General features: G+C 41.4%; 29 protein-coding genes. 1 reads left to right on the plus strand and 28 read right to left on the minus strand.

Annotated features, from left to right (window positions below; translation table 11 throughout):
• Positions 1–18: 18 nt before the first annotated feature.
• The 9 genes from panC to ABOA58_RS17110 form a co-directional block, all read right to left on the minus strand.
• Complete coding sequence (gene panC, locus ABOA58_RS17070; RefSeq protein ID WP_350299346.1) at positions 19–867, minus strand: pantoate--beta-alanine ligase; 849 nt, start codon at positions 865–867, stop codon at positions 19–21.
• Entirely contained in the window at positions 864–1700 is an 837-nt protein-coding gene (gene panB / locus ABOA58_RS17075) for a 3-methyl-2-oxobutanoate hydroxymethyltransferase (protein ID WP_350299347.1), read from the minus strand. Before panB ends, panC begins: the two co-directional genes overlap by 4 nt.
• A gap of 342 nt (positions 1701–2042) precedes the next feature.
• Positions 2043–3023: a biotin--[acetyl-CoA-carboxylase] ligase gene (locus ABOA58_RS17080; protein ID WP_350299348.1), complete on the minus strand. Its 981-nt coding sequence runs from the start codon at positions 3021–3023 to the stop codon at positions 2043–2045.
• The gene (locus ABOA58_RS17085) at positions 3008–4192 is read right to left on the minus strand and encodes a CCA tRNA nucleotidyltransferase (protein ID WP_350299349.1); all 1185 of its coding nucleotides are present in this window, start codon (positions 4190–4192) and stop codon (positions 3008–3010) included. Before ABOA58_RS17085 ends, ABOA58_RS17080 begins: the two co-directional genes overlap by 16 nt.
• Positions 4193–4205: 13 nt before the next feature.
• Complete coding sequence (bshA, locus tag ABOA58_RS17090; protein WP_137015988.1) at positions 4206–5345, minus strand: N-acetyl-alpha-D-glucosaminyl L-malate synthase BshA; 1140 nt, start codon at positions 5343–5345, stop codon at positions 4206–4208.
• Between the two features lie 4 nt (positions 5346–5349).
• Positions 5350–6063: a bacillithiol biosynthesis deacetylase BshB1 gene (gene bshB1 / locus ABOA58_RS17095; RefSeq protein WP_350299350.1), complete on the minus strand. Its 714-nt coding sequence runs from the start codon at positions 6061–6063 to the stop codon at positions 5350–5352.
• A complete protein-coding gene (locus ABOA58_RS17100) occupies positions 6047–6472 on the minus strand; it encodes a methylglyoxal synthase (RefSeq protein ID WP_137015992.1) in 426 nt (141 codons plus the stop codon). The genes bshB1 and ABOA58_RS17100 overlap by 17 nt, the downstream gene beginning before the upstream one ends.
• 18 nt (positions 6473–6490) lie before the next feature.
• Positions 6491–7291, minus strand: a complete 801-nt coding sequence (dapB, locus tag ABOA58_RS17105) for a 4-hydroxy-tetrahydrodipicolinate reductase (protein WP_350299351.1) — start codon at positions 7289–7291, stop codon at positions 6491–6493.
• Entirely contained in the window at positions 7284–7643 is a 360-nt protein-coding gene (locus ABOA58_RS17110; RefSeq protein ID WP_350302906.1) for a nucleotide pyrophosphohydrolase, read from the minus strand. Before ABOA58_RS17110 ends, dapB begins: the two co-directional genes overlap by 8 nt.
• Before the next feature lie 165 nt (positions 7644–7808).
• On the opposite strand from ABOA58_RS17110, the gene ABOA58_RS17115 reads away from it, so the two are divergent.
• A complete protein-coding gene (locus ABOA58_RS17115; protein ID WP_350299352.1) occupies positions 7809–8681 on the plus strand; it encodes a YitT family protein in 873 nt (290 codons plus the stop codon).
• 103 nt (positions 8682–8784) lie between these two features.
• On the opposite strand, the gene ABOA58_RS17120 is transcribed toward ABOA58_RS17115, so the two are convergent.
• From ABOA58_RS17120 to ABOA58_RS17210, 19 genes are all read right to left on the minus strand, one after another.
• Positions 8785–9459 carry a zinc metallopeptidase gene (locus ABOA58_RS17120; protein ID WP_350299353.1) on the minus strand — a complete coding sequence of 225 codons (675 nt, stop codon included), beginning with the start codon at positions 9457–9459 and terminating at the stop codon, positions 8785–8787.
• Between the two features lie 85 nt (positions 9460–9544).
• Positions 9545–10330, minus strand: coding sequence for a sporulation protein YpjB (gene ypjB, locus ABOA58_RS17125; RefSeq protein ID WP_101222408.1), 786 nt, complete (start codon positions 10328–10330; stop codon positions 9545–9547).
• A gap of 119 nt (positions 10331–10449) precedes the next feature.
• Positions 10450–11046, minus strand: coding sequence for a DUF1405 domain-containing protein (locus ABOA58_RS17130; RefSeq protein ID WP_350299354.1), 597 nt, complete (start codon positions 11044–11046; stop codon positions 10450–10452).
• A 177-nt stretch (positions 11047–11223) separates the two neighbouring features.
• Positions 11224–11991, minus strand: coding sequence for a menaquinol-cytochrome c reductase cytochrome b/c subunit (locus ABOA58_RS17135; protein WP_137016001.1), 768 nt, complete (start codon positions 11989–11991; stop codon positions 11224–11226).
• Positions 11992–12047: 56 nt separating this feature from the next.
• Complete coding sequence (gene qcrB / locus ABOA58_RS17140) at positions 12048–12722, minus strand: menaquinol-cytochrome c reductase cytochrome b subunit (RefSeq protein WP_034307974.1); 675 nt, start codon at positions 12720–12722, stop codon at positions 12048–12050.
• 3 nt (positions 12723–12725) lie between these two features.
• On the minus strand, positions 12726–13232 hold the full coding sequence (locus ABOA58_RS17145) for a ubiquinol-cytochrome c reductase iron-sulfur subunit (protein WP_057276295.1): 507 nt from the start codon (positions 13230–13232) through the stop codon (positions 12726–12728).
• A 160-nt stretch (positions 13233–13392) separates the two neighbouring features.
• A complete protein-coding gene (locus ABOA58_RS17150; protein ID WP_350299355.1) occupies positions 13393–13854 on the minus strand; it encodes a YpiF family protein in 462 nt (153 codons plus the stop codon).
• Positions 13855–14016: 162 nt separating this feature from the next.
• Entirely contained in the window at positions 14017–14568 is a 552-nt protein-coding gene (locus ABOA58_RS17155) for a ReoY family proteolytic degradation factor (RefSeq protein WP_350299356.1), read from the minus strand.
• 41 nt (positions 14569–14609) lie between these two features.
• Complete coding sequence (locus ABOA58_RS17160; RefSeq protein WP_350299357.1) at positions 14610–15881, minus strand: tetratricopeptide repeat protein; 1272 nt, start codon at positions 15879–15881, stop codon at positions 14610–14612.
• Between the two features lie 368 nt (positions 15882–16249).
• Positions 16250–17536, minus strand: a complete 1287-nt coding sequence (aroA, locus tag ABOA58_RS17165) for a 3-phosphoshikimate 1-carboxyvinyltransferase (RefSeq protein WP_350299358.1) — start codon at positions 17534–17536, stop codon at positions 16250–16252.
• 23 nt (positions 17537–17559) lie between these two features.
• Positions 17560–18663 carry a prephenate dehydrogenase gene (locus tag ABOA58_RS17170; RefSeq protein WP_350299359.1) on the minus strand — a complete coding sequence of 368 codons (1104 nt, stop codon included), beginning with the start codon at positions 18661–18663 and terminating at the stop codon, positions 17560–17562.
• Between the two features lie 47 nt (positions 18664–18710).
• Positions 18711–19823, minus strand: coding sequence for a histidinol-phosphate transaminase (hisC, locus tag ABOA58_RS17175; RefSeq protein ID WP_350299360.1), 1113 nt, complete (start codon positions 19821–19823; stop codon positions 18711–18713).
• An 82-nt stretch (positions 19824–19905) separates the two neighbouring features.
• On the minus strand, positions 19906–20274 hold the full coding sequence (gene aroH, locus ABOA58_RS17180; RefSeq protein ID WP_101222417.1) for a chorismate mutase: 369 nt from the start codon (positions 20272–20274) through the stop codon (positions 19906–19908).
• A gap of 25 nt (positions 20275–20299) precedes the next feature.
• Positions 20300–21379 (minus strand): 3-dehydroquinate synthase, encoded by a 1080-nt coding sequence (gene aroB / locus ABOA58_RS17185; RefSeq protein WP_350299361.1) that lies wholly within the window; start codon positions 21377–21379, stop codon positions 20300–20302.
• 3 nt (positions 21380–21382) lie between these two features.
• Positions 21383–22555 (minus strand): chorismate synthase, encoded by a 1173-nt coding sequence (gene aroC / locus ABOA58_RS17190; protein WP_350299362.1) that lies wholly within the window; start codon positions 22553–22555, stop codon positions 21383–21385.
• Between the two features lie 254 nt (positions 22556–22809).
• Positions 22810–23583: a CheR family methyltransferase gene (locus ABOA58_RS17195; protein WP_350299363.1), complete on the minus strand. Its 774-nt coding sequence runs from the start codon at positions 23581–23583 to the stop codon at positions 22810–22812.
• A 190-nt stretch (positions 23584–23773) separates the two neighbouring features.
• On the minus strand, positions 23774–24220 hold the full coding sequence (gene ndk, locus ABOA58_RS17200) for a nucleoside-diphosphate kinase (RefSeq protein ID WP_034308008.1): 447 nt from the start codon (positions 24218–24220) through the stop codon (positions 23774–23776).
• 96 nt (positions 24221–24316) lie between these two features.
• Entirely contained in the window at positions 24317–25279 is a 963-nt protein-coding gene (hepT, locus tag ABOA58_RS17205) for a heptaprenyl diphosphate synthase component II (RefSeq protein WP_350299364.1), read from the minus strand.
• A 34-nt stretch (positions 25280–25313) separates the two neighbouring features.
• Positions 25314–26024 carry a demethylmenaquinone methyltransferase gene (locus ABOA58_RS17210; protein ID WP_350299365.1) on the minus strand — a complete coding sequence of 237 codons (711 nt, stop codon included), beginning with the start codon at positions 26022–26024 and terminating at the stop codon, positions 25314–25316.

Genomic DNA, 26024 nt, shown 5'->3' on the forward strand with positions numbered 1-26024 from the left:
CCCCCTGATCTTCATGAATTATTCTACATATAAAGTGATATTATCAATTAGTCTTGCATGCTTGAACTTTACAGCCATTGCAATGATGATGTTTCCAGCCAGCGATTCAAGCGGTTTAAGTTCCGGGTATTGATAGACTTCAATATAGTCGATCACTCCACTTGTGTGGGCTCCAATATGTTCACTTACTAGAGCCGTGACGGTTGCTGCATTTCTTTCACCTGATTCAACCGCCTTTTTGGCCTTCAATAAACTTTGGTACAGCTCTTTAGCCTCCAAGCGCTCCTGATCTGATAGGTTCACATTTCGCGAGCTCTTCGCTAACCCATCTTCTTCACGTACGGTATCTACAGCGATAAGCTGGATAGGGAAATTAAAGTCTTTGATCAGTCCATCTATCACGGCGACTTGCTGGGCATCCTTCTTACCAAAGTAAGCTCTATCAGGAAGAATGATATTGAAGAATTTCGTTAAGACTGTCGCAACACCATCAAAGTGTCCAGGCCTTTGTCTGCCGCATAAAACATCCGTCCTGCTTTGGACAGCAACTTTTACAGATGGTTCTTCACCGTACATTTCGTGGACTGTTGGATAGAAGAGATAATCAACTCCGCCATTGGCTGCGACTTTTTCATCCCGTTCCAAATCCCGCGGATATGTTTCAAAATCCTCATTGGGTCCAAATTGCGTCGGATTGACAAAAATACTCAATACCACAATGTCATTTTCTTTGCGCGCCTTTTCTAAAAGGGTTGCATGCCCCTCATGTAAAAACCCCATTGTCGCTACATAGCCAATGCTTTTGTTATTGTTTTTTTCCTCTCTAAGTGCCAATTGCAATTCAGCTGCTGATGTAAATGTTTTCATCTTTTCCCTCCGTAAAGTTCAGAAAGCTGCTCTTCCTTCATCGTGAATGTATGTTTCTCCGACGGAAAAACTTTAGATTTCACTTCATTCACGAAGCTTGTAATCGATTGGCCAATCAGTTCATTTGCATCTCCATAAACTTTTACGAATTTCGCCAGCCGGTCTACGCCATACTTGATGACATCATGGTAAACGAGGACTTGACCATCCGTTTCAGCACCTGCCCCAATTCCAATGGTTGGAATGTCAAGGTTCCGTGTGACGAGTTCTCCCACTTGATATGGAACACATTCTAAGACTACTAGCATCGCCCCCGCAGCTTCACACTTTTTCGCATCTTCCAAGAGCTGTGCTGCACTTTCGGCATCTTTTCCTTGCACTTTATATCCGCCCAGAACGCCGACTGATTGAGGAGTCAAGCCAAGATGGGCTACAACCGGGATGCCCGCCTTGGTCAATGCTGATATTTTTTCAACAACATCATCCGCTCCCTCAAGCTTCACGGCATCCGCATGACCTTCCTGCATGATCCGGGCTGCATTCTTGAGTGTTTCATCCATAGAAAGGTGATAGCTCATAAATGGCATATCCGTCACGACAAATGTATTTGGTGCCCCGCGTTTTACTGCCTTTGTATGATGGATCATGTCATTCACCGTAACTGGAATCGTTGACTCATATCCCAATACGACCATTCCTAAAGAATCTCCGACTAAAATCATGTCTACACCTGATTGTTCGGCTAACTTTGCTGACGGGTAATCATAAGCCGTCAGCATGACAATTTTCTCTTGATTTTGTTTCATTTTCAAAAAATCTCCGGACAATTTCATTACGTTTCCTCCTTTTAATGGAGGAGATGAAAACATCAGCGAAAACTGGTGTCTATACATTCATGCGCAAAAAAAGGACTGACTAAAAAAGTATCTGTTTTGCTACGAAAAATGGCATGAAAAGCCACAATTCGATCAATAAACAGCACTTAGCTTTTTAGTCAATCCCTTTGTTTCATCAGAAGTTTCATCCCTCCGTCCCAGTCCAGTTCTCTGGATCAAGGCAGATTTTCAAATAATTTGGTATTTATGGGGGTGCAGTTCACATGAGATACTGCCCACTTGCATTATATCAAGCCAAATTGAATATTTCTATTTAATTTTCACGAATTTGACAAAAATCTACTGAATTTCAATATCTGCAGAATATATCGAATGTACGGTTCCGTTGCCGTCTTCAAGAAGTAAGACGCCTGAATCCGTTATGCCCAATGCTTTTCCGACAATCGTGTCATTAACGGTACTGGCTTTGATTACCTGTCCAAGACTGATCGCATAACTCTCCCATAAATCCTTTATTGGCATGAACCCTTGATTTAAATAGAGTTCGTACAAATTTTCCAGACGAAATAATGCTCGTTGAATGACCTTGGACCTTGAAACCGTCCCTCCACTTTCTATGAGAAGGGAAGACGCTTTTTCCTGCAGTTCTTCAGGAAAATCCTCCAATTGCTGATTGATATTCATTCCAATTCCGATAATGACAGAATGGATCCTATCTGATTCCGCCTGCATCTCCGTCAGGATGCCCACCACTTTCTTTCGATTCACCAAAATATCATTCGGCCACTTTATTTGCGGCTTCAAATCAGTGGTATCCTCTATAGCCTGAGCTACAGCGACCGCGGCCAATAATGTAAGTTGTGGAGCCTCATGAATCGGGATTTTCGGCCTTAGGATGAGACTCATCCATATGCCGCTGAATTTTGGGGAATGCCAAGATCTCATTAGCCTTCCTTTTCCGGATATCTGCTCCTCGGCAACGACGAGGGTCCCCTCCTGAACGCCTTCATTTGCGAGTTGATGCGCAATTTTTTGCGTGGATTCTACAGTTTCCTGATAGTGGATCATCTTGCCGATCGTTTTTGTTTCCAAGCCAAGCTGTATTTCACTCTCGGACACTTTTTCCGGCGCTGATATGATCCTGTAGCCTTTTTTCCTTACGGCTTCAACATTATACCCTTCACTGCGCAGGTCTTCTATATGCTTCCAGACAGCTGTGCGCGAACAGCCAATGTATTCAGCAATTTCCTGACCGGATATAAACGCACCATCCGCTTTTGAGAGGGCTTCCATCAGCTTTGTTCTTAACTCAGATTGCATTTCACCAGCCACCTCTTTATTTCTTCTTTATCATTTTTTAATTCTTCATTCAAGACAGCTTTCAATATTTTTTCCAAGTATTCCTTGACCCATGGACCTGGCTTTTCTTGATGCCAAATCAATAAATCCGTCCCCGTGACGGCAAGATCCGACATTTGTTTAATAATAAGTCCATTATAGCTTTGATGCGCATTCTCCTCCGCATCCGCTACATTACCGCCAGTCATCGCCGCCCTGACTTTTGCAGCTTGTACAGTTACGCCATGACCTGCCTGAAATACATCGATGGCTGATGGATCTTCTTTCTTCACTAGCTGTATCGTACGTTGAACGTTTCTTATGTTTTTCAATGGCAGCTTCCATTCCCTCAAAGCCTCTTCCATTTCTTGATCCTTTGTGTGAATCATGATGATAGACCATATTTCTGCCGCATTCAGTTGATGAAGCGGCAGGTTCAGTAAGTCAATTAGATGATCTTTTTTACTTGAGAATAGAGGCAGGTATTGATATAAACCGCTTTCCAGCAAGAGTGAAAAAGCCCTTATCTTATTGGGGCCTGCCAATAGCTTCTCAAATTCAACCAGGATTCTTTCGACAGCAATTTCACTGATGATCTGGGCGTTCTCTTTAAGGGAATCAAAGGTTTTCTGATCCAGTTCAAAATCAAGTTGACTGACGAACCTTAAAGCACGCATCATTCTCAATGCATCCTCATGAAATCTTTCATGCGGGTTACCAACCGTGATAATCCTTTTTTGTGCCAAATCGCGCTTACCATTAAATGGATCGATGATCTTACCGCTCTTATCCATTGCCATTGCATTCATCGTAAAATCTCTTCTTTGCAAATCTTCAGTCAAAGAACGGACAAATTGTACAGCATCGGGTCTGCGAAAGTCCGAATACCCGCTTTCCGTTCTAAACGTCGTAATTTCGTATGTTCCCGTATCCGTAATGACGAGCACTGTTCCGTGGTCAATCCCGATATCAGCCGTATTAGGGAAAATCCTTTTGATTTCCTGGGGTGTTGCGGAAGTGGCGATGTCCACATCGTTAATGGGCCTGCCAAGGATATAATCCCTTACAGAGCCGCCAACGAAATAAGCCTCGTATCCTGCTTCTTCAATCAATTCCAGAATGGGTATTGATTTTAAGAATAACCGATCCATCAGCATACCCTCCCTATTCCATGGATTTACCTTCAAGTGCTTGAATGTAGATTGCTTCATACTCAGCCATAATCGTATCACTGTGAAATTCAGTATTGGCCCTTTCCAGCGCAGCTTCAGAAAAACGTTTATGTAAAACCGGGTCGCTTAAAAGTCCAATCGCTTTTTCAGCAACCATTTTGACATCTCCCAATTCACAAATATAACCAGTCTCCCCGTCAACGATGACTTCAGGAATTCCCCCGATATTTGTCCCTATACAAGGAACTCCACATGCCATCGCCTCGAGCAGCACAAGTCCGAAACTCTCTTTTTCCGATAACAGGAATATCAAATCACTGATTGAATATAATTCGGCAAGGTTATCCTGCTTACCAAGAAACAAGACCGAATCATCGATTCCAAGATCATTAGCCAATTTCAAAACGGTTGTCACTTCCGGCCCGTCCCCTACGAGGAGAAGCTTTGCAGGCATTTTCTTTTGAGTTAGATAAAACGCTTGGATGACGTCTTTCACTCGCTTGACCGAACGGAAATTCGAAACATGTATGATCACTTTTTCATCTTCACTGATTCCGTATTCATCCTTAAGGTAATCGGAATTGGATTTATGGTAATCTCTTTCATCAATGAAATTATAAACGGTTTTGATTTCCTTATCCGGTGCGATTAATTCATGCGTCTGTTGAACAAGGGAATTAGATACTCCTGTAACGACATCCGATTGCTCTATCCCGAATTTTATCAAATTGGTCAATGAGGGATCATGGCCTAATACGGTTATGTCCGTACCATGCAGTGTAGTAACGATCTTTACTTCATTACCTGACATCTGTTTTGCAAGGATTGCACATACAGCATGGGGAATTGCATAATGAACGTGGAGAATATCTAATTTCTCCCGTTTTACGACATCCGCTATCTTGCTCGCAAGCGCCAGGTCATATGGTGGATATTGAAAGACTGAATACGAGTTCACTTCAACTTGGTGATAAAAAATATTACAGTACATCTTATTCAAGCGAAAAGGGAGGCTTGAAGAAATGAAATGTATTTCATGTCCTTTTTCTGCAAGCATCTTTCCTAATTCAGTTGCTACGACACCAGAACCCCCAACTGTAGGGTAACAGGTAATTCCAATTTTTAATTTCATAAGATTATTTTTCTCCTAACAAGTCGGCATCGATCAGTAACGGTTTTTTAGTCATGAATCCCTCCGCATAGGCGACACCCACTTCTTTACCGAACATCCGCTCCCGTGCCTCGACAGTCTCGATATAGCCATTAACCAGCGGTGTTTCTACAGATACTTGACTTTCTTCGAATTGGCTGCGATATGCCCTAAGGCTATCCAGCTTTTTCGATATTGTGGAACTGATGTCCACGACGAAGTCCGGTTTGTGAAACCCATTGATCATATAATAGTACATATTTTGGACACGATGATAATCCATGCCTGCTTCTTCCATATACTTTCTTACTCCTGCCGAAAAAACTGCTTCCTCCACTAATTTTGCACAGTTACCATGATCGGGATGGCGATCTTCCAAAAATGGTGCAAATACAAGTGCAGGCTTATATTGGCGAATGACCGTAATGATTTGATTTATGTATTCCGCTTTCATGTATAGGCCCCGATCGGGTAAATCAAGGGAAATCCTCTTCACCCCAAGGATTTCAGCAGCCTTATGCGCTTCCTCTTGCCGCAATGGAACGGTTCCATTGGAAGACATTTCAGCTTTTGTCAAATCACAAATGACAATTTCCATGCCTTGTTGCGCATATTTGGCGATCGTGCCACCCATACCGATTTCAACATCATCCGCATGTGCACCGAAAGCCAGAATATCTATGTTACTTTTGTTTATCATTAATCTCACCTTGTTTTTGCCGTAGTTTTAGCCAGTCCATATACCCATGCTTCAAACCTTGTATCAGCACTTCTGCCGTGCCCATATTTGTCGCCAAGGGAATTTCATAAACATCTGATAGTCGTATAAGCGCCGATACATCAGGTTCATGTGGCTGTGATGTCAATGGATCGCGGAAAAATAGGACCATGTCCATTTCTCCGCGCGCGATCATTGCACCTATTTCCTGATCCCCGCCAAGAGGTCCTGAATGAAAACGATGGACAGGCAGCGATACTTCTTCCATGATTCTTTTCCCGGTCGTTCCTGTAGCATATAATTCATGCTGCTCAAATACATCTTTATAGGCTGTTACAAATTGAATGATATCTTCTTTTTTCATATCATGGGCAATTAAGGCAATTTTCATCGTAAATCCTCCTGATCCCTATTCAATAATATTTTCCAGGCCGTATACAAGAACATCCAATTTCATGACGGTATCGACAGCAAGTTTGACTCCTGACATGAAGGAAGCTCGATTAAAGGAATCATGCCGAACCGTCAATAACTCTCCATCACTTCCGAAAAGCACCTGTTGATGGGCAACCAATCCAGGCAGCCGGACACTGTGGATATGCATGCCATCTACATTTGCGCCTCTTGCCCCCTGGATGGTTTCTTTTTCATTAGGGTGCCCCTGTTGTTTCGTTTCACGGACTGCTGCAATCATGTCTGCCGTTTTGGAAGCAGTTCCAGAAGGTGCATCCAGTTTTTGATCATGGTGCATTTCTATGATTTCCACATCCGGGAAGTACTTTGCGGCCATTTGGGAAAACTTCATCATCAAAATGGCTCCAATTGCAAAGTTTGGCGCGATGATGCAACCAATGCCCTTTTCTTTTGTTAATGAATCCAGCTTTGCTAAATCTTCCTTAGTAAAACCAGTCGTTCCCACTACAGGGCGGATGCCATGATTAAGTGCCGTTTCGGTATGAAGCATGCCCACTTCCGGTGTGGTCAAATCGATCAATACGTCAGCCTCTACAGAAGAAAAGCATTCATTTATATCAGAAAAAACCGGTGCTTCAATCCCATGAAAACCTTCTATTGCGGAAAGGCTTTCCCCGTTATGCTTGCGATCTATGACAGCTGCCAATTCAAACCCTTCTGTCCTATGTACAAGCTTCACCGCTTCATTTCCCATTCTGCCTCGTGGACCTGCTACAATCACTTTGACTTTACTCATCTTTACCTTCCTCCTCCATTTTTTCTTCTATTCTTGTCCATCTATCTTTATCACGGGTTGTGAACTTTTCCATGACCAAATCATGCGAGTTTTGAAGGTCAATCCCTAAAGAATTGGCAAAACAAATCAACACAAAAAGCATGTCACCCAATTCCGCTTCAATCGTATTCTCTTCTTCTGTTGCCTTCTTTGGTTTTTCACCATGGTAATGATTGACTTCCCTAGCCAACTCCCCAAGTTCTTCAGACATACGGGCCAGCATGGCCAGAGGGCTGAAATATCCTTCTTTAAATTGTCCTATGTATTGGTCGACTTCCGCTTGCATTTGTTGGATCGTCTTATGCTTTTCCATATAGTCACCCATTCTTGATTTCGTTTTAAACATCATACCTTCTCCATGTTAGCTAAAAGTGAAACAGATGACAACAGATACGTTTGCGAATCAAAATTGCCCATAGTTGGTTAATTAGTTATAATAAGTAAATTAATGCTATGCAAACCTTTGGAGGTATGGGACATGCTTTTGGGCTTAAAATTGAAAAATATCATATTCATCCTTTTTGGGGCTGGAATATTCGCCTTTGGCCTCGTGCATTTTAACATGCAGAACAACTTGGCCGAAGGCGGATTCACCGGTCTCACCTTGATTATATATCAACTTATCGGGTTAAATCCTTCTTATTCTAATTTGATTTTGAATATTCCCTTATTTTTAATAGGGTGGAAATATTTAGGGCGAACATCTTTCTTATATACGATTATCGGAACGGTTGGCCTCTCCGTTTGGCTATGGGTTTTCGAGAGATACGAAATCGAAATCGATCTCGGAAACGATTTGATGCTTGTGGCATTGTTTGCCGGGGTCTCTGTTGGTGTCGGGCTGGGCATCATCTTTCGTTACGGCGGGACAACAGGTGGAGTGGATATCATTGCCCGTTTTGCCCATCGTTACTTAGGAGTGGGCATGGGACGGACGATGTTCATCTTTGATGCCGTCGTCATTGGCCTGTCCATCCTTACCTACCTGGATTACCGTGAAGCGATGTATACCCTCGTTGCCGTATTTATAGGTGCCAGAGTAATCGACTTTATGCAAGAAGGAGCCTATGCTGCTAGAGGTGCAATGATCATTAGTGATAAAAACATGGAAATTGCAGAAAAAATCATGAATGATATGGAGCGGGGAGTAACTGTATTAAGGGGATATGGATCCTTTACACGCAATGACCGGGAAGTACTCTATTGTGTTGTTGGGAAAAATGAGTTAGTCCGCTTAAAAAATGCCATAACATCGGTGGACCCTCATGCATTTGTATCAGTAAGTGAAGTTCATGATGTATTGGGTGAGGGCTTTACCCTTGATGAGAACAAGAATCCCATTGAAAGGTAATCCATTGATTAATGTTGCCCCGTCTAACTGCATTTTATTAGCAATGTGCAGCAAAAACTCAAATGAAAAGGACCCCATCCCAAGATGGAGTCCTTTTTTCAAATTAATCTTCTTCCCTCATTCCTGTATACATAAGCAGAAGACGAACTAATTCCAGTACGGCTACAAGAGCGGCAGCAACATAAGTCATTGCAGCAGCACTTAATACTTTTTTCGTTTCCCGTTCTTCATCATTCCGGATGACCCCAGCGGAAATGAGTTGATCCATAGCCCTAGAAGAAGCATTGAATTCAACCGGCAGTGTTATCACTTGGAACAATACAGCGGCTGCCATAAATACGATACCCGCCAAAAGCAAATTAGGAAGTGAAGCTAGCATCCCGATTAAAATCAAAATCCAAGATATGTTAGAGCCAAAATTAGCTACCGGTACTAATGCATGGCGGAAACGCAAGAATGCATATGCTTCTTTATCTTGAATCGCATGTCCAACTTCATGGGCTGCAACAGCTACGCCGGCAACTGAATGGCCGTGATAGTTATCCGTTGATAAACGCACCGTTTTATCCCTTGGGTCATAATGGTCCGAAAGCATTCCAGGTGTCTCTTCGACCCTGACATTGAACAGTCCATTTTGATCCAAAATGGCACGAGCCGTCTCAGCACCATTCATTCCGGAAGAGGCCGATACCTTTGAATATTTTTTATACGTGCTTTTCACTTTCATTTGTGCAAAAATCGGGATTATAATAATAATCGCCAAATAAATGAAATACATGGTATCCTCCTATAACTCTTATTACCCTTAATTCTATGGATTGAAGGCACCCCTGTCAAATATAGTGTTCTCTACCCGTGTCTTTTTAATCATTATGCTCTTTCCTTGGTTTTTCCCTATCACCTTTATATTTTCTCCAGCCTACATAAGAAAGCGTCATGATTATGATTGAGCCTGTCGAAATGATGACCCACCAAAGGGAAGGATCTGCATCATCTTCACCCATATCATCAAAAATCGAGGTTAGTTCGTTTTGCAACGCATCCAGTTCCTCTTGATTATCTCCATCACTGATTACCTCCGGGCGGTATTGGTTGATGTATTGAATCCTCGTGTCCAGTTGCTGCATCGTTTCTTTGGAAAGGTCGACTTTCAAGCTTGGATATATCATTTCATATTGTGATAGGAATAAGTTCAATTGGCTATTGAATGTAATGGTGTCTTGTTTGATGGCGGCATTCTTTGTCTGCTGGAAAGAATTCATCATTTGATCCTCCATCTCTGTCCAAAGTGGCTGATGAGTAGACTTGACCGCATCAACAACAAGCCGGAACTTTGTAACAGAATTAACCTTTTCGGAATCTCCCTTGTTCATATCCTTTATTGTCATTAACGCTTCATTATGAGCTACAGTGATAATTCGAAGTTCGTCCATGTCAAGGATCTGCTCTTTCGCTGTATCTTTTAAAAACCGGTCAGAAAAAAACGTCAGCATCTTTTCCGAATCTCCATATCGCTTCAACTTGGTCATTTCCAAGGCTCTATCGGAAATGTCATCTAATTGCTCCAAACTTGAAGAGGATTCTGCATAGACAGGGAAATGTAAGACGACAAATAAAACAGCAATGGTTAATATGAATTTTTTCAACATGCTACTCGTCCCTCCTCATATCTCTACTAAAACGATATGAAAGAAAAAACATGAGTAGACCTCGTTCAACATAAAAAAGTTAACCATGCTTTTACAAAGCTGTATTTAGAGTTAACTTTTTAAGAAATGAAGGACAGAGTGAACCGCTTTTTTCTATATCCAAAGTACCAGCCGACAAAAATGGAAAGTATGCTGAGCCAAAAAGTGAAATAACCTATCGAGTCCATATACACCAATAAATCACGGTATATTGGCATCATTTCAAAAACATAGTCGATTATGTCATTATGTATGGTCCAAATCCCTGCCGCTATCAAGTGCCAAGGTTTTATTCGATAAAATGGTGCATATAATATTCCTTGAATCGCCATCCCCAAATGAGAAGCCATTAACATATAACCTTCCCAAGGCAGTGAGCCTGTAGTCACGAAGGTCATCAAATTCATTACAACTGCCCATATGCCATATTTGAATAGTGTCATTATCGCCAACGCTTCCATAAGTCCGAAATTCCTTCTTAAAAGGAACCCCAATAAAACAAAAACAAAAAACAGGCTAGCTGTCGGGCTGTCCGGTACAAATGCCAAAAAAATAGTAGGAGTGTTTTCCAATTGACTTCCATACCAATAATATCCATAGGCAGTTCCGAATATATTTATCATTAATAACAAAACGAGCATTTGCCGATTTGCAAGCCAACTGTAGATAACATTCATTCTTTTACCCTCACTTACATTCTCATGTATACTCATTTTACAGGCCATCAACCAGAAAACCAAGCATTCATTTCAATTTCTTCTCATTTACGCTTCAATTTACCAATAAAAAAGCCGACAACCGTAGTCGTCAGCTTCATTTGCAGCATATGAAAGAAAATGCTGTGGATGGCTATTTTATTTTGCCGATAAACCAGATACAAATTCAGCTAATGTTGCCAATTCTTCATCTGTACCTTTGAACATGCCAGCTGGCATTGCGCCCTGGCCTTTGACTGCGATTTTAGAGATTTCTTCTGGGCTCAAGCCAGTGTCAATTAAGCTTGGCGCTCCTGCTCCACCAGTTAACTCTGCTCCGTGACAGCTAATACAGCCACTGGAATCCATCAGTTTGTACCCATCACTCTCTTTATCAATGTCTGCACCTTCCACGATCGCTCCTTGTTTCTTGGAAGCTTCCCAATCGTGGTGGGCTGCTGACTCCCATGTTAAATAGAAAACGCCAGCAATTGCCAAGAGCATGAAACCTACAGCAAAAGGACGTTTTGCCGGGCTCCGCTCTGGACCACGATCTAAAAAAGGCGCCAAGAGCAAAGCTCCAAAAGCCAAACCAGGTATTACTAAAGCCCCGATTGCATTATAAGGGCCTGAAGCATAGGTATACTTAAGTAATTGGTAAAGGAATAGGAAATACCAGTCTGGCAGCGGAATATACGCTGTATCTGTAGGATCTGCTATCCTTTCCAATGGTGATGGATGTGCGATTGTCAGGCATAGATAACCTACAAGAAATACAGCTCCTACCATCCATTCTTTTAAAAGGAAATTAGGCCAAAATGCTTCAGTTTTCCCAGGATATTCTGAATAATCTTTCGGAATATTCGGTTTACGGTCCGCGGAGATACGCGAGTCACCTACGAATTTCATACCTTTCCCACGATGCATTGAACAATTCCCCTCCTTTATGAAAAGGTTTATTTGGTTCTTGGTTCACCATTCTTTTAAAGTGGACCTGAAATACCTTGTTTTCGGATCATCAGGAAATGAGCCGCTAGTAAAGCAAATAATGCTGCAGGCAGGAAGAATACATGAATTGCAAAGAATCGTGTCAATGTCTGTGCTCCAACGATCGTTGGATCTCCTGCTATCAATGTCTTGAGTGCCGGTCCCATTAACGGTACCGATTCGACAATTGTCAAAGTAACTTTCGTTGCGAATAGCGCTTTCATATCCCATGGCAATAAATAACCAGTCAAGCCTAATGCCAGCATGATGAAGAAAATCAATACGCCGACCATCCAGTTCAATTCACGCGGTTTTTTGTAAGCTCCCTGGAAGAAGACACGAAGAGTATGTAAAAACATCATAACTATAACTAGACTTGCTCCCCAGTGATGCATACCACGGACAATTTGACCGAAGGCAACTTCATTTTGTAAATAATAAACAGATTCCCAAGCGTTTTTAATGTCTGGGACATAGTACATCGTCAAGAACATGCCTGACAAGATTTGGATGACCGTAATAAAGAAAGTTAACCCACCAAAACAATATACGAATGCAGAAAAATGATGTGCGGGGTTAACATGTTCAGGAACCTCATGGTCAGCAATATCCCGCCATAACGGCGTAATATCTAAACGCTCGTCCACCCAGTCATATAACTTTGTTAGCAATGTTTACGCCTCCCCATGCGGTTTTAGTTGACCCAAATAAAGTATTCCATCTTTTTCTTTCGTGTCAAAGACATCCAATGGTGAAACCGGCGGTGTCCCTTTCACATTCACTCCATCTTTCGTATACCTGCCATAATGGCAAGGACAGAAAAATTGATTCGGATTAGTCTTATCCGTATTCCAGCCTACCGTACAGCCTAAATGTTTACAGATTGGAGATAAAGCAACGATCTTACCATCATCCGTTTTGTAAACCCAAGCCGTATTTGTTTCTTCAGATTCATACCACCCATCGACCTGTTTAAAACTAAAGTCGACACGGGTTGGTTCGGTAGTCAGTTCACCTACCTTCTGCTTAGTTGCAACGTAATCCCCGCCTTTATCTGCTGATAATACAGGATCAATTGCAAACCTAACCATAGGCATCAACATACCGGCCGCCATAAATCCACCAACGCCAGTAAGTGTGTAATTAAGGAATTGACGTCGTGAAACATTATGCTTGCTCATGCGTTTTCCCCCCCTCTATTACTATACTGAGAGCCCAAAGGACCAATAAATAGCGACACTATAAAACTAGGACATTTCCATGATATCTCAATAATTTACCAAGGTCAATATTTGTAAAACCCAAAAGGTGGCAACTATGTGTCAAATAATGCGAAAAATCCTACTTTTTTTCATTTTTCCAATTATAAGAGAAAATATCAAGGATTTGGAGAACTTGCTGGTTAATCATTTCCCTTGCTTGTTCAATTTCAAGCCCTTCCAGGGGGATGGCAGGAATCCATACTAAATTATTTTCTAATTCCCGCTCTTCCTTTTTCCACTCAAAATCCGATGTAAGAAAAAAAACATGCTCGAAATTATTTTCTTTCACTTCATTTGCCCAACGCTTTAACCGCTCAACCTTATCCAATTCACCACTTAAATAATGAAATGTTGGCAATAAAAGAATCCTTCCTTTCATCTGCTTTTCAATTTCCAAGCTTAAGATGGTAAGAAATTCATTCATTGAGCCCGTTTGCTTCATTTGCCCTTTAAAAGATAGGGGAACCAAAGGAATCAATACGGTATCCACATACTCTTTTGACTGCATATACATGTCAAGATCTTTTGCTGTCCACTTCATGTTTTTACTTCACTCCCGATTTTTTAAATCAACTCCTTATCATTTTACCATTATTTTTATAACATCTTTACCATATACCCATAGTCTTTACAAAAATGTGGATTTTATCAATGTTTTATAAAAAATAAAAACCTTTCCTGATTACGGAAAGGTCAATTTATTTCATCCAAGTACTTTTAATTGATTCAATTGTTCGGTTAAGTTCTTAAATGCTTGTTCATCATGCTTATCGAGGGCTTCATCGATTTCCTTAAGCAAACGGTCCCTTTGAAAATACAACATGCTTCTTTCCAAAAATTGTTCAGCCAGCAGCTGGTCTTTTTCATTCGATGCCGTTGTTTTCGGCATGAAGGGGTTGTTCTCGAGTACCGCTGCATATTGATAGGAAGAATAAGAAGATTTAAAATTAAGCTGAATATAAATGTCTTCATCCCGATTTAAACGGATATCATGAAAAGATTTCTCTGCATCGGTCGTCATGATATTGGACTTATAGAACCTGAAAGGGACCTCATCCACACAATGTGTCGACATAATCAGTCCACGTGGGCAATATTGTGCATTTTCTACAAAATGAACCTTTTTCATTAGTTGATCATGACTCATTAAGTAATTCAATATCCACACACATTCTCTTCGTTTCAGTTGATAATGATTTAAAAACCACCGAATAAAATCCTTCTTCTCATTCACAGAAACAGGGGCAGCCACCATGAATTCCCTCCTCTGTCTAGATTTAGTTTCGTTTCACTTATCTACATTTCATCTGTGCTTTCACCTAGCCGCTCCAAAATCATCGCATACTCATCATTCGCCGGGTTCATCTCTAGGAGCTTATTAAATACTTCTCTAGATGTGGCTCTGTCTCCTTCTTCAATTAAAAAGAAACCATAATCTTCAAGGAAATCTTGATTGTTCTTGAATGAATTATATGCATTATGATAGCTGGTTAATGACTCTTTAAATTGTTCAGTATGCTGATATGATACAGCAGCTATCCATTCAAACTGCGGATCATCCTCTCCATATCGCCTTACTTCACCAATACACTCCAATACATCTTCATACCTTTCGTGGTGCATATACAATTTCAAGAGGGTGAGTGCAGCTTCCAGGTATCCCGGATCAATGGCTAGTGCTTCTTTAAATAGATTTTCCGCCTCTTCATCAAGCCCGCTTTTCAAGGCAATTTTTCCACCGAAGAAGTAAAGTTCCTTATTGAATTCATCAGCCTTGATTCCTTCTTTGACTGTTTTCAAGGCATTTTCCAGATCTTCAAGATGTTCATAACTCTTTGCCAAGTACAAATATAAAGAGTGGTATTCATGATCTAATTCTTTCAGTTCAATGAACTTACGTACGGCTGTGTCATAAAGACCTGCCTGAAAAGCTGTAAATGCATATTCAAATAGGGTGTTGATTTCAAGTCCATCCTTTAAGGCCTTTTCAAAGTGCGGAAGGGCCTCCTCGAACTTCCCCGAACTGCTCAATGCTTCAGCAAGCCTCTGATTGACATTAACACCAGCGATTTCTTGTTCCTGTTCCAAAACCTTTATGTAATTTGCAATGGCTTCCTGATCCCTTCCTTGATGAAAGAACAGTTCAGCTAGTGCAAAATCAATGATGATCTCATCTGGAAGCATTTCCTTAGCCTGCAGTAATTTCCTTTCGCTGACCTCGTCCATCCCCTGTAATTGATAGAGGTCCGCTTCCAAAAGCAAAGCACTTGGATATACTTCATCATCTGCACTTACTTTTTCAAGCATCAGCATCGCTTCATCTTCCTGGTCCATGTCAATCAGGATTTCCGCCAACGAAACAATTAATTCTCCTTCATTGGGATAGAGTTGCAGCAGATGTTCAAAAAGATCCTTTGCCTCCTCCGCAAAACCAAGCTGGAGCATTTCTTCGGCCAGCAACAATATGTCCTCTGCTGACTCTGATGATTTAATTCGATTTATATGTTTAAGAGCTTCTGTTAATTCCCCTTTTTTTAAATGCTGTATAACTTGTTCCACTGTGTTCATTGTTGAATCCTTCCTTTTGCATGATAGACTTGGTCCCTAGTCATACACACTCACGCCATAATGTAACATATTCTGCCATTAAGAACAAAATGCCATATAATCGCGAGATGCATAGTAAACAGTATTCATTAGTTTACCATACTGTAGCCCTGTATTCCATTGATGAAGTCCCCTCCCATTCTCATTAAAAAAAGGTTACTAGTTAATTCTCCACACTATGGTAAATCTCCTTTTTGATCATTAACCCCATTTTCATTATTTTCATGATCAATACAGATAGAAAAAGCCCGGATGTTAGCGCTTTCAACGCTTTTCAGCATTTAAAAAAAGTTTACAGACCAAATAAGGTCTGTAAACTTTTTTTATATTCACTTTATCAATTGCGTCAAATGCCCAAAAAATTGTGGATATGATACATCTATGGCATCAGGGTCAGCAAGTTCCACTTCCCCATCCGTAATCAAAGCCGCTACAGCAAGCATCATCCCGATACGATGGTCCCCATGGCTTGTAACCTTACCACCATTCAAGGCTTTACGCCCTTTGATGATCAATCCGTCTGCTGTCGGGGTTATATCTGCGCCCAGGACGGAAAGCTCATTTGCAACGGTATCAATTCGATTCGTCTCTTTCACTTTAAGTTCTGCTGCATCCTTGATTGTCGTTATCCCTTCAGCCTGTGTCGCCAAAAGTGCAATTACCGGTATTTCATCGATGAGACGGGGAATTAAATCACCGCTGATGGTCGTTCCCTTTAGCCGGGAGCTTCTGACAGTGATGTCTCCTGCAGGTTCACCCTCGCTCGTCTTCTTCTCTATCGTAATATCCGCCCCCATCGATTTCATGACTTCGATAATTCCAGTCCTTGTCGAATTAAGGCCGACATTCTTTAATACCACTTCACTATTTTCCGTAATCGCTGCAGCCACCATGAAGAAAGCTGCTGAAGAAATATCACCCGGCACATGGATGGTAGTCCCTTTGAAGACTTGGTTTCCGCTTACTTTAATCGTTTGACCGTCTTTTTCGATTTTTCCGCCAAACTCTTGGATCATTCGTTCTGTATGATCCCGGGTCTCTTCCGGCTCGATAATGATCGTTTCACCTTCTGCCTGTAAACCGGCCAAGATTATCGCTGATTTCACCTGCGCACTTGCCACAGGCAATTCATAGCGAAACCCTTGTAACTTTCCTCCTCTTATGAAGAGGGGGGTGTATTCGGCTCCTTTTCGACCATCAATGACCGCTCCCATTTGACGAAGAGGGTTGACTACCCGGGTCATTGGACGTTTAGCTATCGATTCGTCACCTGCCAAAACGGCCGAAAATTCCTGTCCTGCCAAAATGCCCATCATTAACCTGATCGTGGTACCAGAGTTTCCGACATCCAGTACTGATTCCGGTTCCTTTAATCCATTAAAACCTTTGCCTGCAATTTTGACGTGCTGGCCATCTTGTTCAATATGAACTCCAAGCTGCTTAAAACAGGAAATCGTACTTAAACAATCGGCTCCTGGAAGAAAATTAGTGACTGTCGTTTCCCCCTCGGCAAGGGCTCCGAACATTATCGAACGATGTGAGATCGACTTATCTCCAGGTATTGCAATCGAACCACGTAATGATTGGATGTTCGTTTGTAATTTTTTTGTATTCATAAAACCATCCTTCCCTATAAATGTTATGCCAGGATCGTTTCATAATCTGTATGTCTTGAAATACACGCTGCAGCTTTTATGCGGTCAACATCCGTTTGGAAGCTGATGACCAGCACACCGTATATCTCTTCCCTGGTTTCAATGATCCTTATGTTTGTAATGCTGATACCTTCTTGTGCCAAATATCCGGTAATCTCTGAAATTATTCCGGCATAATCCGGTATATCGATATATAAATCATAAAACGCTGGTATGGCGCCTTTCGCATGCGTTGGCAAATCATCCCTGAAAATCTTGGCATCGGTAAAGAATCGAAGGATTTCTTCACTATCTTCATTCGCAACCAAGCCTTTTATATGCTCCATTTCATTCAGCCAATCATTCATTAATTCAAGTAACACATCCCGGTTATGTAACAAAATGTCACGCCACATTTCCGGACTGCTTGAAGCAATTCTTGTAATATCTCGAAATCCACCTGCTGCAAGCCTTGAGATCAATTTATTTTCCTTACTGTAATTTTCTGCCTGCTTAACGAGCCCCGATGCGACAATATGCGGGAAATGACTAATGACCCCAGTCAGCTTATCATGTGTGGCAGGACTCACAACCAGAAAGTTCGCTCTTGTTCCTTGCAGCCACCCTTTCAGCTGCTCGACTTTTTCTTCTTCGATGGAATCTCCAGGAGTAAGCAAATAAAATGCATGTTCGAATAAATGCAATTTGGCTGCCGCAGCACCGCTTTTATGGGAACCAGCCATAGGGTGCCCCCCGATGAAGGCCACCCCTTTATCTATCAATGGTTTTGCTGCCTTAACGACTGTATCCTTCGTACTTCCTGCATCCGATATGAGGACATCACTTTTTAAATCCATTTCAGCTAATTGAGCTAAAATCTTCACGGTTTCATTGACAGGCACAGCAAGTAGAATCAAATCAGCATCACATGCTCCCGCTTCCAATGATGATACAGAATCATCAATGATCCCCAATAGCATCGATAGTTGAATATTCTTTTCACTTAGGTCCGTACCAACAATCACGGCTTCAGGATGTGCATGGCGCACAGCCATGGCCAATGATCCGCCAATTAGACCTAGACCTATTACAAAAACCTTACCCTTCACTCTTCTCTCCCCCGCATCTTTTATGCTCCTCTAGGTTTGATGAAACGTTAAAGCAGCGAATCAGAAGGTGCCTCAACTTCATTCAAAAAAGCTTTAATAGCGTTAATCATTCCTTCATTTTCTTCCGTAGAACCAACCGTGACCCTTAGGCTGTTAGGAAAACCGAAAGATTTCCCCGACCTTGCAATGTATCCGCGCTCAAGCAAATATTGAAACACCACATCGGCATCCTGTTTAAAATGGATAAAGATGAAATTACCTTGTGACGGGTAATAAGCTAAATTTTCCTTATTGCAAAATTCATAGTACTGCTTGAGCCCTTTTTGATTTTCATCCTTGCATTTTTCAATGAAGGCTTGATCTTCCAAAGCGACGATAGCAATATTCTGTGCGAATGTGTTGACATTGAATGGTTCCCGGGATGGATCTAGTTTCTGGATGATATCCTCATCCGCCAATCCGTACCCTACCCTAAAACTGGCAAGTCCATAGATTTTTGAGAATGTCCGGAGTATGATCAAATTTTTATATTTATTGACCCATTGATTCGTTCTCGGGTAATCCTCAGCCGTTGCATATTCACAGTACGCTTCATCCAAAACGATAAGTACATCTTCCGGCACTCTTTCAATGAATGATAATAAGTCCTGTTCCGAAATGTATTTACCTGTTGGATTATTTGGTGTACAAAGCCAGACAACTGCTGTTTTTTCATCTATAACTTTAAGCATTCCTTCTAGATCATGAGCACCATCAATATGAGGAACTTCCCTGATTTCCGCACCTTCTAGCGTGGCATTATGGCGATACTGTGAAAAAGTGCCTGTTGCCATGACCGTATTCTTTCCAGCTCCCAATAGGCTTCGGGAGATGATTTGAATGTTCTCATCAGATCCATTTCCAAAAATAAGCTGATTTTCTTTCACACCTGTATGTTTTGCAACAGCTTCCCTTAGCATCGTTGCATACCCATCTGGGTAGATGGCAAACGAATGGGTTGAATTCCTAACGGACTCCTTTACTTTTTCCGAACAGCCGAAAGGATTTTCATTTGAAGCTAATTTCGTGATTTTTTCCAACCCGTATAATTTTTTCACTTCATCAGTGGATTTTCCCGGTTGATAAGACTTCAAGGAAAGGACCGCTTCATTCCATTTCATGTCAATCACCTCTATATTTTTTATCACTTTAAAGTAAGAAAGTGTGAGAATAGTATATCATATTCATAGATTTAAAATCATCTTATATCTGCTTTGTCAAATCTGGCCGTAATACCGTAGCCCCTGCCTGGTATACATGCTGTATCTCTTTTTGAGATTTCGTCGTATTTACATGGATCATGACCCGAATGCAAAATGGCAAGGAATTGCTGACCGGTATTTCTTTCATGCATGTAACCGGTACATAAGTCCAGCCTTCGAATTTCCTCAAGGCTTTGGCAGGGAAGACAGAACGAATCTCTTCCGTAGCAGAAAAAAACACAGAAGCTACCATTTCGGGATCAATCTCGTTGACCTGAATGATCTCTGCCATCAACTTTTCGGCAGCGGAAATCACTTCCATTTCCGTGTCTCTTTCTACAGTAGTGGCACCCCTTATTCCTCTTATCACACATAGTCCCCCCTTCTCCTGAACTCTATATCATATCCGCCATTTCCTCCATCAGCTCAGAGTCGGCTATATCCATTAATAGCGGTGACCCCACTTCGTTTAGCAGGACAAAAGTAGCTGAATCATTGACCGATTTTTTGTCTGTTTTCATTAATTCAAGCAGCATTGCATGTTCAAGCCTGGTTGGAATCGTTATTTGATAACCTAAAGAAGATACCCAGCTAATAAACTCATCCAGTTTAAAATCAAGATCCACTTTCTTTCTGCTTAATTTAAGGGCATAAACCATCCCGATTAAAATGGATTCCCCATGCGTAAAGTTTCCGTACCCCATTGAACCTTCCACTGCATGTCCGAGCGTATGACCAAAATTCAAAAAGGCACGAATGCCGTTTTCCTTCTCATCCTCTTCGACAATTTTAGCTTTAATTCCAATCCCTTTTGTAATCATTGTCAGGAATTGCTCATCCGTTATATCATTCAAATCAACAATATTCGACTTTAACCATAGATAAAACTCATTATCGGCTATCAATGAATGTTTAATGACTTCTGCAAAACCTGACCTTAATTCTTTAAGAGGCAGAGTTTTTAAAAATTCAAGATCATAAATGACCGCTTCAGGCTGATGAAAGGCCCCAATCATATTTTTCCCTAGCGGGTGATTGATGGCAACTTTGCCGCCCACTGCACTATCGTGGGCGAGTAAAGTCGTCGGAACCTGTATAAATGGAATCCCTCTCATAAAAGTAGCCGCAACGAATCCAGCCAAATCACCTACTGCACCACCGCCAAGGGCGATAATCAATGATTTGCGATTAATCTGTTGAGTTAAGCAGAAGCTTTGGCATTCATAAAACACATCGAATGTTTTAGCATGCTCCCCTTCTGGCACTACATGATGCAGGACAGGTTTCCCCGTCTTGATCAGGGCGTTTTTCACGGTCTGCAAATGAAGTGCCGCCACTTTCTCATCAGTTATGATCAGAATCTTGTTTAGATGATTTAATTCATGTGATATTAATTCGGGCAATTCATTTATTGCCTTCTTGCCAATTAAAACCGGATATTGCTTGGAAGCCGTTTTTATTTGGATGGATTCCATGATTTAAAACCCCTTTACTTCTTCCCGATATGATCTTACGTATTCCGCTAATTGCTCATAACGATCTGAAGGGAATTGATCAACGATGGCAGCCGCCAGTTCCCATGCTACTACCGCCTCAGCAACCACTGCTGCAGCAGGAACCGCACAACTATCGGAACGTTCGACACTTGCTTCAAACACTTCCTTCGTATCAATATCAACGCTTTTCAAAGGTTTATATAAAGTGGGGATCGGCTTCATCACACCGCGTACAACTATCGGCATTCCAGTTGTCATACCGCCTTCAAAACCGCCAAGGCGATTGGTTTTCCGGTAATAGCCCTGTTCTTCGTCCCATGCGATTTCATCATGGACATCACTGCCAAATAGATGGGCAGCTTCAAAACCAAGACCTATTTCCACCCCTTTAAATGCATTGATGCTCATTATCGCTGCGGCTAGTTTTGCATCAAGCTTACGGTCATAATGCACATAACTTCCTACACCCACCGGCATTCCTTCTACAATGACTTCAACGATGCCGCCGATGGAATCTCCTTTTTGTTTCGCTTCATCAATTGCATCCTTCATCTGCTGTTCTACGTTTTTGTCAAAACATCTAACAGAAGATTCTTCTGTTACTTGTTGCAATTGCTGAATACTTTCGTATTTTGGCGGTTCTGCCTTCACTCCGCCAATTTCCAAAACATGAGATGCCACTTCTATCCCCAATAAAGACAATAGCTTTTTAGCGACAGCTCCTGCTGCCACCCTTACTGTCGTTTCACGGGCTGAAGAGCGTTCCAGAACATTTCTCAAATCGCGGTGCCCATATTTAATCCCGCCGTTCAAGTCGGCATGACCAGGACGTGGCCGGGTGATTTTACGTTTAATTTCTTCAGCTTCCTCTTCTGAAAGCCCTTCGCTTCCCATAATCTTTGTCCAATGCTTCCAGTCATCGTTCTCAACCACCAAAGCAACCGGTGAACCGAGTGTGTAGCCATGTCTGATTCCAGAAGAAATAAAAGCCTGATCTTTCTCGATCTGCATCCTTCTTCCACGTCCATGCCCTTTTTGCCGGCGCCCTAATTCTTGATTGATATCCTCTTTCGAAATCGGCATTCCTGCCGGTAATCCTTCAATGATAGTAGTCAGTTGCGGACCATGTGATTCTCCCGCTGTTAAATATCTCATCTTCCAGCCCCCTTTTAGCACTTTAAAGTGTATATGTATCAATATACCACAATTTTATGAAATGTGGGTATATGTAAAACGTAAAAACCATATTGTTTGAATTTAATCACTTTTCTTTCTATTTTACAAGTACTTAAACATTTTCGATATAGTTTATTCTTTCAAATTAGAGTTCTACTGGAATTGCTATTACACGGCAAACGAAAAGGGACTGAATGCGCACGTGCAGGATCAGTCCCTTTTTTCTAAAGTATTTACTTTTTCTTATAAAAAAATGTGTCGATCGTTTCAAATTGATATTTCCCTGGGGTGAATATTTGTTCTGTACTCCCTACAAAAAATACCCCGTCGCTTTTTAGCGATGCACTGAATTTTTCATATAATAAATTCTTGGCTTCTTCAGTGAAATAAATTAAAACATTGCGGCAAACGATTAAATCGAACCCTTGGTCGAATCGGTCAGCAAGAAGGTTTTGCTTTTTAAATGTCACCCTTCTCTTGATTTCATCATCGACACGATAAAAATCCGCTTTTTTTTCAAAGTATTTCCTTTTAATTTCCTCAGGCACTTCATTTAAGGAACGTTCAGGATACATCCCCAATCTCGCTCGCGCCAATACATTTTCATCGAGATCCGTCGCCAATATCTCTATTTGGCTGAGTGGGACCAGATTGGATAATATCATGGCAATCGTATATGGTTCCTCGCCAGTTGAGCAGGCAGCACTCCAAATTTTCAACTTTTTTTTGCTTTCTAATAACCCAGGCAGGATTTTCCGTTCCAACACTTCCCATCTTTTCGCATTTCTATAAAATTCGGAAACGTTGATTGTCATTCTATCCAAAAACTCATTTAAAACACCGGGATTGGTTTGAATGTCTTTGTAGTATTCACGAAATGAATGATATCCTCTTTTTTCATATAGAGATGTTAGTCGCCTTTTCATTTGCCCTTCCTTATATAATGCCAAATCAATGCCTGTCAGCATTTTGATATTACGAATAAACTCTTCATATTCTTGAGGCATTCCCACGACTCCCCTGCACATAATTATTTTAAGCGGTTCTTCCCTTTATATATATCGGAGAGTGCCATATTTTCTTTAAACTAAAATAATCCCTTACGTTGCTGCTTGAAACTAAAAAAGCAATTAAAAAAAGCGGGTTCCATCGCATAATGACGATGGAACCCGCTTTTTTTTAAAGAGATCGTATTAATTAATAAACCCACTCGTTAACAAGTTTAGAGTACTCAACAAGTTCTTCTTCTTTGAAGAATAAACCGATTTCGCGTACAGCGCTTTCAGCCGAATCAGATCCGTGAATGATGTTTTTGCCGACAGTTACGGCAAAATCGCCACGAATTGTTGCTGCTGCTGCATCTTTAGGGTTAGTGGCACCCATCATTTGACGTGCAGTAGCGATTACGTTTTCACCTTCCCAAACCATTGCGAAGACAGGACCTGAAGTAATGAAGTCCACTAGTTCGCCAAAGAAAGGACGTTCTTTGTGCTCGCCATAATGCTGCTCAGCCAATTCTTGAGAAATGACCATTAATTTTGCTCCTGCAAGAAGGAAGCCTTTCTTTTCAAAACGGGAAACGATTTCACCGATTAAATTGCGTTGAACGCCGTCAGGCTTAACCATTAAAAATGTTCTTTCCATGAATGTCACTCCTAATATGTATCATTGTTATTTGCCTATATAAGGCAATACTTTTAGAATATTACCATTGTTTGATGAGTTTCGCAACTCCCATTATCAAAACTTTCTTTTTCCGATATTTTTCGCGATATCCGATAAAGTTTTTCTAGCTTTAATGGCAGGAAGACCTTTCAACTCGGTAAATGCCTTTTCTAAATACATATCACTGATCCTCGCTGCCTTTTCAATGGCACCGGAAGTTTTTATCGCATGAATTATATGGGACATTTCCTCTTTTGGCGTATCTTCCCGAACTGTTTCGATAAGCTTTTTTAACTTTGGATCTTCCATAGCAATCAATACGGGTAAAGTGATATTACCTTGAATCAAATCACTGCCGGCCGGTTTCCCAAGCTCTTCTTCCGAAGCAGTAAAATCCAATATATCATCAGTGATTTGATAAGACATACCGACATAATATCCGAATTTAAATAGCTTTTGGTGAATTCTCTCTTCAACACCCGCTGAAATGGCTCCCAACTGGCAGCTGGATGCAATGAGCAGTGCCGTTTTCCGTTTGATCCTTCTAAAGTATATCCGCCAATTCTGTTCGAAATTGTATTTATCTTTTATTTGTTCAATCTCCCCAAGACATAGTTCAACCATAGTATCAGCGAGAATTTGATGCGCCAGCGGAGACTCGATAACCGCCATCATTTCCAGTGCACGAGCAAAAATGAAGTCGCCTGTGTACATGGCGACACGATTATCCCATTTTGATTTAATGGTAGCAGATCCCCTGCGTAAATCCGCATCATCCACAACATCATCATGCACAAGGGAAGCTGTATGAATCAGTTCCAAAGTCGCTGCGACATGCTTTACGACATGAATATCATAGTTGCCAAACTTCGCACCCAATAGGACGAATACCGGACGGATCCGTTTTCCACCGGATTGCAGCAAATGCAGGGAAGCTTCCCTTAAAACCGTGGAATCCGCTTCGATTGCGGCTTCCAGTTCTTTTTCTATTAATTGCAAATCTGCATTCAAAAATGAATACATCATTTTAAATTTCATACATTCCACCCAGCTTTGTCCATTGCTATTATGCTTATTTTGAAGGCTTGTACCCGAAATGTGTTGCTGCTACCCCACCGAAATGGGCCTTATAACTGACATTTTCCATTCCCGCCTGCTTGAACATGTTTTCAAGCTTTTTCATGCCAGGGAAATCCCGAGCCGATTCCTGCAGCCATGAGTATTCGCTATAGCTTTTTGCGAATAATTTGCCAAACATGGGCATGATGAAACGGAAATAAAAATAATAGCCCTGTTTAAAGCCAAGCATCGTAGGCTGTGAAGTATCCAGGCAAACGATCATTCCACCCGGCTTGGCTACCCGGTTTAACTCTTTAAGCACTTTCATGTAATCGGGGACATTCCGCAGCCCGAAACCGATCGTGACATAGTCAAAGCTATCGTCCTCAAAAGGAAGCTCCATTGCATTCCCATGCATCAGGGACACTTGCTCCAGATTGAGTTCATTTACCTTTTGTTCGCCGATTTTCAGCATGTTCTTACTAAAATCCAGACCAACAACCTTTCCTTCTGGTCCTACTTCATTAGCAAGGGCAATGGTCCAGTCCGCTGTTCCACAGCATACATCCAGTGCATGGGCGCCTTTTGGGACATTCATGATGGCCATTGTAGCCTTCCGCCATTTAAGATGCTGTTTAAAGCTGATGAGGGAATTCATCTTGTCATAATTTCCGTAGATCTTTTCAAAGACATGATGAACTTTTTGCTCTTTAGACTGCTCCAT

This window comes from Peribacillus frigoritolerans (genome assembly GCF_040250305.1).
In the GTDB taxonomy this organism is placed as follows: Bacteria; Bacillota; Bacilli; order Bacillales; family DSM-1321; genus Peribacillus.